Here is a 15086-nt window from a genome sequence, read left to right on the forward strand (position 1 = left end):
TAAAAAAAGAGATACAGCTGGCTGTATCTCTTGAGGGTTATTCCTGTATCCACCAGATGGCTTCAAACGGGCGCAACAGCAGGTTGTCGGGCTGAGGGGGAGCATCCGCATAGTTGCTCAGTGCGACCCGCCAGGCTCCCTGTACTGACGCGGGAACCCATTGCTGGCGCTCACGGCTCAGGTTTGCCACCACCATCAGCGTCTGGCCCTGCGACCGCCGGCGATAGCACCACAGGGAAGGGTGGTCAGGCAGCAGGTCTTCATAATCGCCCCACGTCAGCACCGGCAGGGTTTTGCGCAGGCGAATCAGCGTCTGGTAGGTGTAAAACACCGAATCAGTATCGTCCAGCGCCGCACGGGCATTGACCGTCTCGTAGTTGTCGCAAACGCCAATCCACGGCTCACCCTCGGTAAAGCCCGCATTGTGTGTGGCATCCCACTGCATTGGCGTGCGGCCATTATCGCGGGATTTACTCGCCAGAATAGCCAGCAATTCTTCAGGGGCGCGACCGTTGACCCGCAGTTCAGCGAACATATTAAGGCTTTCAACGTCGCGGTAATCGGTTATACGGCTGAAGTGCGGGTTGGTCATACCCAGCTCTTCGCCCTGATAAATATACGGGGTGCCCTGCATTCCGTGCAGCACCATACCGAGCATTTTCGCGGCGTGGGGACGGTACTCCCCTTCATCGCCAAAGCGCGACACAATGCGCGGCTGATCGTGGTTACACCAGAACAGCGCGTTCCAGGCTTTGTTGTGCATGCCCTGCTGCCAGTGGCGGAAGAGGGTTTTCAGCGCCACGAAGTCCGGCCTGGCCAGGGTCCACTTTTCGCCGCCGGGGTAATCCACTTTCAGGTGGTGGAAGTTGAAGGTCATCGACAGCTCGCGCCCGTCGAGAGAGGCGTATTGCTGACAGTTTTCCAGCGAGGTCGACGACATCTCGCCTACCGTCATCAGGTTTCGCGGAGTAAAGACGTCGCGGCTCATCTCCTGAAGATACTCATGAATGCGCGGTCCGTCGGTATAGAAGCGACGGCCATCGCCCACGGCGTCATCCGGGAAATCCTGGTCTTTAGAAATCAGGTTAATCACATCGAGGCGTAAACCGTCCACGCCACGGTCGGCCCAGAACTCGCATACCTTTTTCAGTTCGGCGCGCACCTGCGGGTTTTCCCAGTTGAGGTCCGCCTGCTCGGGGGCGAACAGGTGCAGATAGTACTGCTCGCTCTCGGCGTGCCAGCGCCAGGCGTTGCCGCCAAATTTGGAGCGCCAGTTATTGGGCAGTTGTTCCGGCGTACCGTCGCGCCAGATGTAGAACTGGCGATACGGGCTCTCTTTATTCAGCGATTCCCGGAACCAGGCGTGCTGCGTTGAGGTGTGATTGAACACCATATCCAGCACGATACGAATGCCGCGTTGATGGGCCTGCGCGACCAGCTCGTCAAAATCATCCAGCGTGCCGTAGGCCGGGTCGATGGCGGTGTAATTCGCCACGTCGTACCCGTTATCTACCTGCGGGGAAATATAAAACGGCGTCAGCCAGATGGCGTCGATGCCGAGGGTTTGCAGGTAGTCCAGCCGCTGCGTGACGCCGCGTAAATCGCCGGTACCGCAGCCCGTCGTGTCCTGAAAACTCTTTGGATAGATCTGGTAGATAACGCCGTTCTGCCACCAGTGAGGAAGGGTATTCATAATGCGTTCCTGCAAATGCGAAGGGGCGCAACTGCGCCCCGAAAGATGAAGTTAAACAATCTGCAGCGCGCCCTGACGGTACTTACGCTGGTAAACCACGGTGGTGAGAGCCATTGGAACGACAATCGCGATGACCATCGCCAGGGAAAACACCTGCCAGAAAGCGGGCTGGATGGAGAGAATACCAGGCAGACCGCCGACACCGATCCCGTTCGCCATCACACCGTACAGACCGCATACCAGGCCTGCCAGACCGGAGCCGATCATCGCGCACAGCATCGGGAAGCGGTATTTCAGGTTGATACCGTACATCGCCGGTTCGGTGACGCCGAGGTAGGCGGAGATGGCGGCCGGAACAGAAATCTCACGCTCGTTATGCTTGCGGCTGACCAGGATAATGCCCGTGACCGCCGAGGCCTGCGCAATGTTAGACAGCGCGATGATAGGCCAGACCGGCGTACCGCCCAGGCTCTGAATCATCTGCATATCAATCGCCAGCGTGGTCTGGTGCACGCCGGTGATCACCAGCGGGGCGTACAGGAAGCCAAACAGCATGGCACCAATCGGCGCGAAGCTGCCGGTCATCAGGTGACGTACCGCGAAGGCAACGCCGTCGCCAATCATGCGGCCAAACGGACCGATAAACGCATGGGCGAGGAAGACGGCCAGAATAAGGGAGCAGACCGGCACCACCACCAGATAGAGGTAATCCGGTACGATGCGTTTCAGGCGCGTTTCAATAAAGCCCAGCGTCAGACCGGCCAGCAAGGCTGGGATCACCTGTGCCTGATAGCCCACTTTCGCAATGGTGAACAGACCGAAGTTCCACACCTCAGGCACCTGCTGACCAAGTAAGTAAGCGTTCATTAACTGTGGAGAGACCAGTGTGACGCCCAGCACGATACCCAGAATCGGCGTACCGCCCATTTTGCGCACCGCTGACCAGCAAATCCCGACCGGCAGATAGAAGAAGATCGCTTCGCCAATCAGCCACAGGAAGTCGTAAACGGTTTTCAGCGCCGGGTACATCTGCGCCAGGGTTTTGCCGTCGCTCATCGGCACATCACCGATAACGTTGCGGAAGCCCAGAATCAGACCGCCGCTGATCAGCGCCGGGAGCAGTGGGAAGAAAATCTCCGCGAAGTGGGAAATTAACTGCTCGTGCCATTTCATATTCTGGCGTGCAGCTTTCTTGGCTTGCTCTTTATCGGCTGAACTGTGCCCGGTTGTCGCCAGCAGAGCCTGATAGTAATCGCCCACTTCGGTACCGATGACGACCTGGAACTGACCGGCGTTGGTAAAGCAGCCTTTGACCATGGAAAGCGCTTCAATGGCTTTCGGATCGGCTTTGGCCGGATCGTTCAGCACGAAGCGCAGGCGGGTAATGCAATGGCTGACGGTCGCGATGTTTTCACGGCCGCCTACCAGGACAATCAACTGGTCGATATCTTCTTGTTTGACTTTACTCATCATGAAACCTCATGACCGATGGTGAGGGGGGTAATGACCTGAGCGCAAGCCTACTCCTTCAGCGTGACGACGAAAATGGGAACGTTCCCGAAATCAGGCGAAGATCACAATAAACGGATAAACGAGGGTTATGAAAGGTGGGCAGGAATTACGATCTGACGCGGCTCAGCACGTCCGTTAATTTGCTCGATCAGCTGTGCAGCGGCCTGCCTGCCTGACTCGGCGTAGCCTGGATCGACGGTGATAATCTCCGGGTGCAGAAACTTCATCAGCGGCGTACTGCCTACGCTCGCGATCTGCAGCCCTTCTATGCGTTGCTCCTGAAGATATTTACTCGCGCCCAGCGCCAGGGTATCGGTGGCGCACACCAGCGCCGTGGTCTGCGGGGTCAGCACGCTGGCGACCTGCTCGTAGCCCTGTTTCATTCCCAGACCCGGCAGAGATGCGACGGCGGAAAGGTTGTGCTGTTTACAGAAGGTCAGGTAGGCCTCGTGACGCCGCTTGCCGGTGGTAACGTCCGCATGCGGTACGCCGAGGTAGCTGATATGGCGATGGCCTTTATCGTACAGACGCTGCATCAGGGTAATAATCGCCCCCTCATCGTCGTAACAGACGGAGGCAAAACCGTGGGCATCGCGCGCCAGCATCACCATCGACGCCTGCCAGGGCTTCAGCATCTCCTCTTTGATGCCGGTAAAACCGAACAGCACCACGCCGTCAATGTTGCGCCGCTGGAGCATACCCAGATGCTCTTCAACCAGCTGCGTGGAGAACTGGCTCTCCATCATGATTGGGTCGTAGCCCTGCTCATAAAAGGCGGGCAGCATGGTCTGAACGGCGAGGTTTTCGGACAGGGAATCCAGTCGCGAGACGATAATGGCAACCACTTTGTCACTTTGCCCGCGCATGGCGCGCGCAGAACGGGAAGGGGAAAAACCGTGTTGATTCATTACCGCCTCGACGCGCTCGCGGGTGCGTTCGCTGACACCGCTCTCATTGTTGAGCACGCGCGATACGGTGGATTTCCCCACGCCGCTTAAACGCGCGATGTCTTTTATCGTAAGGCGGTTCTGCATGCTGTATTCCCTGTAACAATGACAACGTGGTCAGTAGAGCCTAATGCTATAGCGTGTTTTCGCTATGGGCAAAGTCTGGTTTACGTTCGGTTTATTTGCGGGGGAGTATAATACCGCCCGAATCACCGCAAACGGTACGGTTAAATCCTTATACTGCGCGGCGGTACCCTACTTTTTTACTTACCGGAGGTGACATGGATCCCGATCCCACGCTTCTCCTGAACGGGAGCGTTCTTTCTTTCCGGTAAGCCAGCCTTTGTGCTGTCTCACCGGTATGTGAGGCAGCAACGTCCTGCACGTTCCTGCTTAAAACATTAAGTGCCTGTCAGGTACGGCCTTGCCACGCCTGCAGGAAATACTGTGTCCGCGTTTGCGGGCGCGGGGGAATGACTATGTTTAAAAATATCACCCGGCAGCTGCAGGCGATGCTGAGCCGCCACCTGCCACATCGTCTTGTTCAGCGCGACCCGCTGCCAAATGCCAAAAATATGGCCTCTGCAGCGATCCCTGCTTCCCTGAGCCAACGCTGCCTGAACGTGGCGGCGATGGATGAAAACGAAGTCTGGCGTGCCTTTGGCGGGCATCCGGAGGGGCTGAACGCGGCGGAAGTGGAAAAAATCCGTGCCGTGCATGGCGATAACCAAATTCCGGCGCAAAAACCGGCGCCGTGGTGGGTGCATCTGTGGACCTGCTACCGTAACCCGTTCAACCTGCTGCTGACCGTGCTTGGCATTATCTCCTATGCCACCGAAGATCTGTTTGCCGCCGGGGTTATCGCCCTGATGGTGGGGATCTCCACGCTGCTGAACTTTATTCAGGAGGCCCGTTCTACCCGCGCGGCAGACGCCCTGAAAGCGATGGTAAGCAACACCGCAACCGTCTCGCGCGTCATTAACGATCTCGGGGAGAACGCCTGGGTTGAGCTGCCCATCGACCAGCTGGTGCCGGGCGATCTGGTGAAGCTGGCGGCTGGCGACATGATCCCCGCGGATTTACGTATTCTTCAGGCGCGGGATCTGTTCGTGGCGCAGGCCTCGCTGACCGGTGAATCTCTGCCGGTGGAAAAAGTGGCGCGCACCCGCGACCCGCAGCAGATGAACCCGCTCGAGTGTGACACCCTCTGCTTTATGGGCACTACGGTGGTCAGCGGCACGGCGCAGGCAATGGTCATCGCTACCGGCGGCAACACCTGGTTTGGACAGCTGGCCGGGCGCGTGAGCGAGCAGGAGAGCGAACCGAATGCCTTCCAGAAGGGGATTGGCCGCGTCAGCATGCTGCTGATCCGCTTTATGATGGTGATGACGCCGATCGTGCTGCTGATCAACGGCTATACCAAGGGCGACTGGTGGGAAGCGGCGCTGTTTGCGCTCTCCGTCGCCGTGGGGTTAACGCCTGAAATGCTGCCGATGATTGTCACCTCCACGCTGGCGCGCGGGGCGGTCAAACTGTCAAAACAGAAAGTGATCGTCAAACACCTGGATGCCATTCAAAACTTTGGCGCGATGGACATTCTCTGCACCGATAAAACCGGCACGCTGACCCAGGACAAAATTGTGCTGGAGAACCACACCGATATCGCCGGTAAAACCAGCGATCGCGTGCTGCACAGCGCCTGGCTGAACAGCCACTACCAGACCGGGCTGAAAAACCTGCTCGACGTCGCCGTGCTCGAAGGCGTGGATGAAGAATCTGCCCGCACGCTTTCCGGGCGCTGGCAGAAAGTGGATGAGATCCCGTTCGACTTCGAGCGCCGCCGCATGTCGGTGGTGGTGAGCGAGCATCCGGACGTGCATCAGCTGATCTGCAAAGGCGCATTGCAGGAGATCCTCAATGTCTCAACCCAGGTGCGCTATAACGGCGACATTGTGCCGCTGGATGAAACCATGCTGCGCCGTATCAAGCGCGTCACCGATAACCTGAACCGTCAGGGGCTGCGCGTGGTGGCGGTGGCGAGTAAATTCCTGCCTGCACGCGAAGGGGACTATCAGCGTATCGACGAATCCGATCTGATCCTCGAGGGTTATATCGCATTCCTCGATCCGCCGAAAGAGACCACCGCGCCTGCGCTGAAAGCGTTAAAGGCCAGCGGCATCACCGTGAAAATCCTTACCGGCGACAGCGAGCTGGTGGCCGCCAAAGTGTGTCATGAAGTGGGGCTGGATGCGGGTGACGTCGTTGTGGGAAGTGATATTGAGCACCTCTCCGATGATGCGCTGGCGACGCTTGCGCAGCGCACCACGCTGTTCGCCCGGCTGACACCCATGCACAAGGAGCGCATTGTCACCCTGCTGCGTCGCGAAGGGCATGTGGTGGGCTTTATGGGCGACGGCATTAACGATGCGCCCGCCCTGCGTGCGGCGGATATTGGTATCTCCGTAGACGGTGCGGTGGACATTGCCCGTGAAGCGGCGGATATCATTCTGCTGGAAAAGAGCCTGATGGTGCTGGAGGAGGGCGTTATCGAGGGACGTCGTACCTTCGCCAACATGCTGAAGTACATCAAGATGACCGCCAGTTCCAACTTCGGTAACGTTTTCAGCGTGCTGGTGGCGAGTGCGTTTCTGCCGTTCCTGCCGATGCTGCCGCTGCACCTGCTGATCCAGAACCTGATGTACGATGTCTCTCAGGTCGCCATCCCGTTTGATAACGTGGACGACGAGCAGATCCAGAAGCCGCAGCGCTGGAATCCGTCCGATCTGGGGCGCTTTATGCTGTTCTTTGGCCCGATCAGCTCCATCTTCGACATTCTGACCTTCTGCCTGATGTGGTTTGTGTTCCATGCCAACACGCCGGAACACCAGACGCTGTTCCAGTCCGGCTGGTTCGTGGTAGGGCTGCTGTCGCAAACGCTGATTGTGCATATGATCCGTACGCGTCGCATCCCGTTCATCCAGAGCCGGGCCGCGTGGCCGCTGATTGTCATGACCGGTATCGTGATGGCGCTCGGCATTGCACTGCCGTTCTCGCCGCTGGCCAGCTACCTCCAGCTGCAGGCGCTGCCGCTGAGCTACTTCCCGTGGCTGGTGGCGATCCTCGCGGGCTACATGGTGCTGACGCAAATGGTCAAAGGCTTCTATAGCCGTCGGTATGGGTGGCAGTGATTTCCCCCCTCTCCCGGCACGGGAGAGGGGTACGTTTCCTCCCAAATTCAACAACCTGTGATCTCCGTCAGCGCATTCGCTTGACGACAAAATGAGCGCATGTTAACTGAATGTTTTGCCTTTATTTGGCCCGTCAGATAAGGAACATTCATGTTACGGTACAGTCTCTTAACCGCCGGGCTGATGCTCGGCGCGTCAGCGTTTGCCGCTCCGGCAGGCGACCTTCCCCTGATGCCCTGGCCTGCGAAGGTTGAACGTCCCGCGACGCAGGGCGCACTGGTACTCAGCAACACCCTTTCCGTCAGCGTTACCGGAGACGACCTCGGCGACGCGGTCAACCGTCTGCGCCAGCGCATCGCCCTGCAAACCGGCTGGACGCTACAGCCGCAGGCCGTTAAACCGGACAAGCCCACTATCCGCATTGCCATTACCAAAAAAGTGAAGCCGCAGCCGCTGCCGGACAGCGATGAGCGCTATACGCTCACGGTCGATGCCAGTGGCGTGGATATCACCGCCAACACCCGTTTTGGCGCGCTGCGCGCCATGGAAACCCTGCTGCAGCTGATACAAAACGGGGCGGAAAACACCTCTCTGCCGTGGGTCACTATTGAGGATTCCCCCCGCTTCCCGTGGCGTGGGCTGCTGCTTGACTCGGCACGACACTTTATCCCGCTGCCGGATATCAAACGGCAGATTGACGGTATGGCGGCGGCAAAACTCAACGTGCTGCACTGGCACTTGACCGACGATCAGGGCTGGCGCTTCAGCTCGACACGCTATCCAAAGCTCACGCAGCTCGCCAGCGACGGGCTGTTTTACACGCCGGAACAGATGCGCGACGTTGTGCGCTATGCCACCGAACGCGGCATCCGCGTGGTGCCGGAGATCGACATGCCGGGCCACGCCTCGGCGATTGCCGTGGCCTACCCGGAACTGATGAGCGGCCCGGGACCGTATGTGATGGAACGCCACTGGGGCGTGCTGAAACCGGTCCTGGATCCGACAAAAGCGGCGACCTATCAGTTTGCGGAGGCGATGGTCAGTGAACTGGCGGCGATCTTCCCCGATCCGTATCTGCATATCGGCGGCGATGAAGTGGATGACACCCAGTGGAAAGCGAACGCCGCCATTCAGCAGTTTATGCGCGACAACACACTGGCAGACAGCCATGCCCTGCAGGCCTATTTCAACCGCAAGCTGGAAAATATCCTCGAAAAACACCACCGGCAGATGGTGGGCTGGGATGAGATTGCTCATCCTGATCTGCCAAAAAGCATCTTGATCCAGTCCTGGCAGGGCCAGGACGCGCTGGGGCAGGTGGCGCAGAAGGGCTATAAAGGCATTCTCTCGACCGGCTTTTACCTCGATCAGCCCCAGTCCACCGCCTATCACTACCGCAATGAAATTGTGCCGCAGGGGTTAAACGGCGAGGATGTGATTGGCGACACCGACAGCGCCCAGAGCTGGACATTCACCATGCCGCGTCTGAAAGGCAAGCCGGTGGAGGGGAGCTTCACCCTGGTGAAAGGGGATTCCGGCTGGCGTGGATTTATTGATTTCGCCGGGAAATCCCGTCGTGCGGTACAGGATATTGCGTGGCGCGACGACAATCAGGTGACGTTTACCGTCGATACCTGGATGGGCGAAACGCGCCCGGTGGTGTCGGTGGACAACGATAAGCTGAGCGGCTATTTCCTGGTGGGCAATGCCCGCTATCCCATTAGCGGCAAGCGGCTGGTCGATATCCCCAAAGGCATCCCGCCGGTGGTACCGGACGCCGCTCATCAGGTCAACCTGCTCGGCGGGGAAGCCGCGCTGTGGGCGGAAAACGTGGTCGCACCGGTGCTGGATATCCGCCTGTGGCCGCGCACCTTTGCGGTGGCGGAGCGGTTATGGTCCGCGCAGGACGTTAACGATGTCGACAATATGTACACCCGCCTGCAGGCGATGGACAGCTGGTCGACGGTCTCGGTCGGGCTGCAACAGCATACTCAGCAGCAGGTACAGTTCACGCGTCTGGCGAATAACGCCGATACCCTTCCGCTGCAAATCCTCGCGCAGGCAATCGAGCCGGCGCAGTATTACACCCGTCAGCACCTTAAGTTCCAGGCCGGAAATTACCATCAGTTCGAACCGCTTAACCGGTTTGCTGATGCGCTCAACGCCGAAAGTGCCACGGTGCGCCAGATGAACAAATGGGCTGACCGCCTGGTCAGCGACGCGGAAGACACGGAAAGCGCCGATGCGCTGCGCCACGTCTTCAACCGCTGGCAAAGCAACACCAGCGATGCGCTGGCATTAAGTGAAAACAGCTACGCACTGAAGGCGATTAAACCGGTTATTCAGGAGGTGGATAAGCTGGCCTCGATTGGCCTGCGGCTGACGGATCTGGTGGCGCGTCAGGGGACGCTGGATGACAACGAGATTGCCTCTATTCAGGGCGAGCTGGATAACGCGGCGAAAATACAGGATGAAGTGGTGATTGCGGCGGTGTATCCGCTGGAGACGCTGCTACGGGCGACGCGGAATCAGTAGCAAAACGCCCGGTAGCGCGTTGCCTGCCGGGCACAAAGGCAGCGTCGGCTGCCCCTGACTGAAACTTAGCGACGTACGGCGATCGCTTCGATTTCAATTTTCACGTCTTTAGGCAGACGCGCAACTTCCACACAGGAGCGTGCAGGGAAAGTGGCGTTGTGCTCAGTGAAGAACGCTTCGTACGTGGCGTTAACGGTCGCGAAATCGTTCAGATCTTTCACGAATACAGTGGTTTTCACGATGTCGCCCACTTTCAGACCCGCAGACTCCACGATAGCCTGTACGTTTTCCAGCGACTGACGCGCCTGCGCCGCCACGTCTTCTGGCACTTCACCCGTTTTTGGGTTCACCGGGATCTGGCCAGAGGTAATAATCATGCTACCCAGATCAACGCCCTGAACGTATGGGCCGATAGCCGCTGGTGCATTTTCCGTCGCGAGTACTTTGGTCATGATTTCTCCAGAATAACAGCTGATTAAATGTTCCCGGCCATTATAGGGAGGCCGGGATCCTTTACCAACCTCAATTAGTTGGCCAGCACCACATAATGAGAAAACTCTTTTTCGCAGTATTTGCATTTGAGTGCGATGTCATCGGCACGTTTTTTCACTGCAAAACTGGACGAAACCGGCTCAGCATGACTGATGCAGTTGCTGTTCGGGCAGACCAGCACATTTTCAATGCGATCCGGCAGATTGGGACGGGATTTACCGACCACTTCGTACTCGTCGATGCGGTTCACGGTGGCATCCGGCGCGTACAGAGAGAGCTGGTTAACCTGCTCGTCGGTCAGGAAGGTGTTTTCAATCTTGATCAGGTCTTTGCGGCCCATTTCACCTGACGGCAGGTTCAGGCCGATGGTGATGCGCTGGTCGGTTTCGGTCAGCTTGAACAGCGTCAGCAGCTTAAAGCCGATCTGGGCAGGGATGTGGTCAATCACGGTGCCACGTTTGATGGCTTCAACCTGGAGTTTGTTATCGTGTGTCATTGTCGTTTCCCCTTACAGAGCCAATTCGCGATTCAGAACCAGTGCCAGTAACGCCTGGCGGGCGAAGATGCCGTTTCCGGCCTGCTGGAAGTACCAGGCGTGCGGCGTTTTATCCACATCGGTGGTGATCTCATCGATACGTGGCAGCGGGTGCAGCACCTTCATATTCTCGCGTGCGCCGTCGAGGTCGCTGGCGCGCAGCACAAACTGTGCTTTCACGTTGGCGTATTCAGACGGATCCAGACGCTCTTTTTGCACGCGGGTCATATACAGAATATCGACGTTGCCCATCACCTCTTCGATGCTGGCATGCAGACTCCACGGGATCCCTTTTTCGTCCAGCATGTCGAGGATGTACTGCGGCATTGCCAGCGCGTCCGGCGCGATGAAGAAGAAGTGGTTGCCGTTAAATTTCGCCAGCGCCTGGGTCAGCGAATGAACGGTGCGGCCATATTTCAGGTCACCCACCATGGCGATGTTCAGGTTTTCCAGACGGCCCTGCGTTTCCTGAATGGTGAACAGATCTAGCAGGGTCTGCGTCGGATGCTGGTTGGCCCCGTCTCCGGCGTTCAGCACCGGAATACCGCCGGAAAATTCGGTCGCCAGACGCGCCGCGCCTTCCTGCGGGTGGCGCATCACAATCGCGTCAACGTAGGTACTGATAACTGAAATGGTATCCGCCAGCGTTTCGCCTTTTTTACCCAGCGAGGTGTTGCTGCTGTCTGAAAAACCCACCACGCTCGCGCCGAGGCGGTGCATGGAGGTTTCGAAGGAGAGGCGAGTGCGGGTCGACGCTTCGAAGAAGCAGCTCGCAATCACCTTGTGCTTCAGCAGTTCCGGTTGCGGATTTGCCTTCAGTTTTGCCGCGGTTTCCAGAACCAGTTCCAGCTCTTCGCGGCTGAGGTCGTTTATGGAAATGATGTGTTTTTGATAAAGCGGATTCATGTTTATCTCCTGACGCCGGGCAAAAAAAAGCCCCTCAAATGAGGGGCTCTGGGAATAGATTGTGCAACGGGAAGAAAAACGGCAGGCCAGCGTCTGATTTCAGACGCGGTAAGACGTTATGTCGTACACGCTTGACCATGCTTCCTCCCGGCAAATTGTCGGGCATTATACGCAGCTCGATTTTCGGATCAAGGGGTTTAATGCACACTTTACTCAATGCAAACGGTTCTTTATGAATATTAATTCGTTCTGAGTAAATAATTAATTTGTTTATGCACCAGCGCAGTACGCTTCACCACCCGGGGAGCGACCCAGACGATACTGCTTCCGGCAACCACACCTAAAATTTCCGGTAACTGGTGATAATCCAGAATTCGCGCCACCGCACGGCCATATCCGGCCACGGTATGAACAAGGATAAATTCGCTATTATGCTCCACGCTCACCACCATTTCGGAAACGGTACGCGCGGCATCGGGGGCAGGGCGCAACTGAGGATTCAACGAATAAATCTTTAGCCCTTTGGCATTTCGAATTTTTATGACACCGAGCAATTTCAGCAGACGCGAAACGGTCGACTGGCTGATGCTGTCAAACCCTCTCTCCTGCAAATCGCGGCGGATTTCTTCCTGGGAGAGATAACTCTTTTCGGCGATCAGCTGCTGGCACACCGTTAGCTGCAGTTGTTCTCTGGGAGAGCAGTCTTCGTAATCCATCATATTTCCCATATCAGTTCCCGACATAACCGGTGGCACCGCACCGGTCCGTAGGCCGGACAGGCGCAGTGCCAGCCGGCAAATTACAACAAGGCACCCAGGCTTAACGCCACCATAATCACCACCGTCAGGATCGCCAGCAGCGGCGCAACCCATTTCAGGTAACGCACGTAAGGCACACGGGCAATCGCCAGACCGCCCATCACAACCGCTGAGGTCGGCGTGACCAGGTTAACGATGCCGGAGGCCGACTGGTAAGCCGTAACCACCAGGTCGCGGTTGACGTTAGCGAAATCAGCAAGGGGTGCCATGATCGGCATCGTCAGAACGGCCAGGCCGGACGAAGAAGGCACAAGAAATGACAGCACGACCTCAAGCCAGTACATCACGTTGATAAACGCCACCGTGGACAACCCGCTGACCAGCCCTTCCGCGCTGTGCAAAATGGTGTGGGTAATCATGCCCTTATCCATAATGACTACGATACCGCGCGCAATGCCGATAATCAGCGCGACGCCCAGCAAATCTCGCGCGCCGTTGATAAACGTCGAGGTCAGCTCCTCTTCGCTCATGCGGGCAATCAGCCCGACGATAATGGCGCTGGCCAAAAATACCGCCGAGATCTCCGCCATCCACCAGCCCAGCACCGCTACGCCGTAGATCATCACCGCGAAGGCGAGGGCGAAGATCAGCAGAATGATTTTGCGCACCGGGGTAAATTCCAGCGACTGCTCGCCTTTATTGCCGAGGAAGTGGGCGAGGTTCTCTTCCTGCTTGTCTGCGACGATGGAGCATGACGGATCCAGCCGCACTTTACGGGCATAGCGCATCACCCATGCCACGCAAATGATCCAGCCGATCACCAGCAGCGCCACGCGCAGGGCGATACCGTTGGTGAACGGGATCCCGGCGGCGTTAGCGGCAATCACCGTGGCAAACGGGTTGATGGTGGAGCCGAGCGTGCCGATCCCCGCCCCGAGCAGCACGGTGGATGCGGCGACAACCGGATCGAAACGGGCGGCCAGCATTACCGGGACCAGCAGGGTATAAAAGGGCAGGGACTCTTCGGCCATGCCGTAAATGGTGCCGCCAGCCGCGAACAACGCCATCAGGATCGGGATCATCCACTCTTCACGTCCGCGAAGGCGGGTGGTTACGCGTTCGATCCCGGCGTCGATCGCCCCGGTTTTGGTGACGATCCCGAGAAATCCCCCGATGATCAGGATAAACAGCGCGACGTCGATCGCCCCGGCCTGGCCGGAAACGGGATCGTACAGCCCGGCAATGGGGGCCATCAGTACGGAAACCAGCCCCTGCGGATGCGCCGCCACGTGCGCGTACGTTCCGGCAATCGGCACTTCTTTACCGAGGGTTTCATTCATTGCCATCTGATACTGACCGGCAGGCACGACCCAGCTCAGTGCCGCCACAACGGCAATCAGAAAAAAGAGAATGGTGTAAGCGGAGGGAAACTTGAACTTGCCCATGATGTTCTCCTGTACCCGGCGCACCCCGTGGCGCGCCGGGCGGTGATTAGTCGCCGAGTGTCGCCACCATGACCGCTTTAATGGTGTGCATGCGGTTCTCTGCTTCGTCAAAGACGATTGAGTTCGGTGATTCGAAGACCTCTTCCGTCACCTCCAGCCCTTTCAGGCCGTAGGCCATCTCGATTTCACGGCCGACTTTGGTGTGTTCGTTGTGGAACGCCGGCAGGCAGTGCATGAACTTGACGTTCGGGTTGCCGGTGGCTTTCATCACCTGGGCGTTAATCTGGTAAGGCTTCATCAGGCTGACGCGCTCGGCCCAGGCCTCTTTCGGCTCGCCCATCGAGACCCACACGTCGGTGTAGAGGAAATCGGCACCGTGTACGCCTTCCTCCACGTCGTCGGTGAGCGTGATGCGTGCGCCGGTCTCTTTGGCGATGGCGCGGCACTGCTCAACCAGCCCGGCTTCCGGCCAGAACGATTTCGGTGCGATGAGGCGGATATCCATCCCCATTTTGGCGGCACCGACCATCAGGGAGTTGCCCATGTTGTTCCGCGCGTCGCCAAGATAGGCAAAGCTCAGATCCGGCAGAGTTTTGCCCGGAGCATGCTCCAGCATGGTCATCAGGTCGGCGAGGATCTGCGTGGGGTGAAACTCGTCGGTCAGGCCGTTCCACACCGGCACGCCCGCATACTCGCCCAGCTCTTCCACGATGGCCTGGCCGTAGCCGCGATACTCGATGCCGTCGTACATCCGCCCCAGCACGCGGGCGGTGTCTTTCATCGACTCCTTGTGGCCAATCTGCGAGCCGCTTGGGCCGAGGTAGGTCACCTGTGCGCCCTGGTCAAAAGCACCGACTTCAAAGGCACAGCGGGTGCGCGTGGACGTTTTTTCAAAAATCAGGGCGATGTTTTTCCCGACCAGGGTTTGTTTTTCACGTCCGGCTTTTTTGGCGGCTTTGAGCTCGATGGCCAGGTCGATCAGGTACTGGATTTCTGCTGGGGTGTAGTCCAGCAGTTTGAGGAAGTTACGGTTTTTCAGATTGATGGTCATTGGGTCGTCCCTTTTAAAATGGTG

12 protein-coding genes and 1 pseudogene are annotated in these 15086 nt (G+C 57.9%); 3 read left to right on the top strand and 10 right to left on the bottom strand.

Annotated elements, in window-relative coordinates:
* Positions 1–37 precede the first annotated feature (37 nt).
* The 3 genes from treC to treR form a co-directional block, all read right to left on the bottom strand.
* A complete protein-coding gene (treC, locus tag ACMGG3_RS20705) occupies positions 38–1693 on the bottom strand; it encodes an alpha,alpha-phosphotrehalase (protein ID WP_414149418.1) in 1656 nt (551 codons plus the stop codon).
* A gap of 51 nt (positions 1694–1744) precedes the next feature.
* A complete protein-coding gene (gene treB, locus ACMGG3_RS20710; protein WP_025205752.1) occupies positions 1745–3163 on the bottom strand; it encodes a PTS trehalose transporter subunit IIBC in 1419 nt (472 codons plus the stop codon).
* A gap of 128 nt (positions 3164–3291) precedes the next feature.
* On the bottom strand, positions 3292–4239 hold the full coding sequence (treR, locus tag ACMGG3_RS20715) for a trehalose operon repressor TreR (protein WP_014168396.1): 948 nt from the start codon (positions 4237–4239) through the stop codon (positions 3292–3294).
* Between the two features lie 392 nt (positions 4240–4631).
* Here treR and mgtA point away from each other — a divergent pair, with 392 nt between their 5' ends.
* Both mgtA and ACMGG3_RS20725 read left to right on the top strand, forming a co-directional pair.
* A complete protein-coding gene (gene mgtA, locus ACMGG3_RS20720; RefSeq protein WP_050737609.1) occupies positions 4632–7340 on the top strand; it encodes a magnesium-translocating P-type ATPase in 2709 nt (902 codons plus the stop codon).
* A gap of 150 nt (positions 7341–7490) precedes the next feature.
* A complete protein-coding gene (locus ACMGG3_RS20725; RefSeq protein ID WP_414149419.1) occupies positions 7491–9875 on the top strand; it encodes a beta-N-acetylhexosaminidase in 2385 nt (794 codons plus the stop codon).
* A gap of 65 nt (positions 9876–9940) precedes the next feature.
* On the opposite strand, the gene ridA is transcribed toward ACMGG3_RS20725, so the two are convergent.
* The 4 genes from ridA to ACMGG3_RS20745 form a co-directional block, all read right to left on the bottom strand.
* Entirely contained in the window at positions 9941–10327 is a 387-nt protein-coding gene (gene ridA, locus ACMGG3_RS20730; RefSeq protein ID WP_014168399.1) for a 2-iminobutanoate/2-iminopropanoate deaminase, read from the bottom strand.
* Positions 10328–10401: 74 nt separating this feature from the next.
* Positions 10402–10863 (bottom strand): aspartate carbamoyltransferase regulatory subunit, encoded by a 462-nt coding sequence (gene pyrI / locus ACMGG3_RS20735; protein ID WP_025205744.1) that lies wholly within the window; start codon positions 10861–10863, stop codon positions 10402–10404.
* Between the two features lie 12 nt (positions 10864–10875).
* Positions 10876–11808, bottom strand: coding sequence for an aspartate carbamoyltransferase (gene pyrB, locus ACMGG3_RS20740; protein ID WP_014168402.1), 933 nt, complete (start codon positions 11806–11808; stop codon positions 10876–10878).
* A 34-nt stretch (positions 11809–11842) separates the two neighbouring features.
* Complete coding sequence (locus ACMGG3_RS20745; protein WP_168769597.1) at positions 11843–11947, bottom strand: pyrBI operon leader peptide; 105 nt, start codon at positions 11945–11947, stop codon at positions 11843–11845.
* Between ACMGG3_RS20745 and ACMGG3_RS20750 the strand changes: the two are divergent.
* A pseudogene (locus tag ACMGG3_RS20750) lies at positions 11927–12044 on the top strand (hypothetical protein). The gene ACMGG3_RS20745 and the pseudogene ACMGG3_RS20750 overlap by 21 nt on opposite strands.
* A 3-nt stretch (positions 12045–12047) precedes the next feature.
* Here ACMGG3_RS20750 and ACMGG3_RS20755 read toward each other — a convergent pair.
* The 3 genes from ACMGG3_RS20755 to argF all read right to left on the bottom strand — a co-directional run bounded on the left by ACMGG3_RS20755 (position 12048) and on the right by argF (position 15062).
* Positions 12048–12527, bottom strand: a complete 480-nt coding sequence (locus ACMGG3_RS20755; RefSeq protein ID WP_025205741.1) for an arginine repressor — start codon at positions 12525–12527, stop codon at positions 12048–12050.
* Between the two features lie 80 nt (positions 12528–12607).
* The gene (locus ACMGG3_RS20760; protein ID WP_020885390.1) at positions 12608–14011 is read right to left on the bottom strand and encodes a YfcC family protein; all 1404 of its coding nucleotides are present in this window, start codon (positions 14009–14011) and stop codon (positions 12608–12610) included.
* 46 nt (positions 14012–14057) lie between these two features.
* Complete coding sequence (gene argF, locus ACMGG3_RS20765) at positions 14058–15062, bottom strand: ornithine carbamoyltransferase (protein ID WP_044857995.1); 1005 nt, start codon at positions 15060–15062, stop codon at positions 14058–14060.
* Positions 15063–15086: the final 24 nt, after the last annotated feature.

This window comes from Enterobacter sp. BNK-18 (assembly GCF_047456135.1).
Taxonomy (GTDB): Bacteria; Pseudomonadota; Gammaproteobacteria; order Enterobacterales; family Enterobacteriaceae; genus Enterobacter; species Enterobacter ludwigii.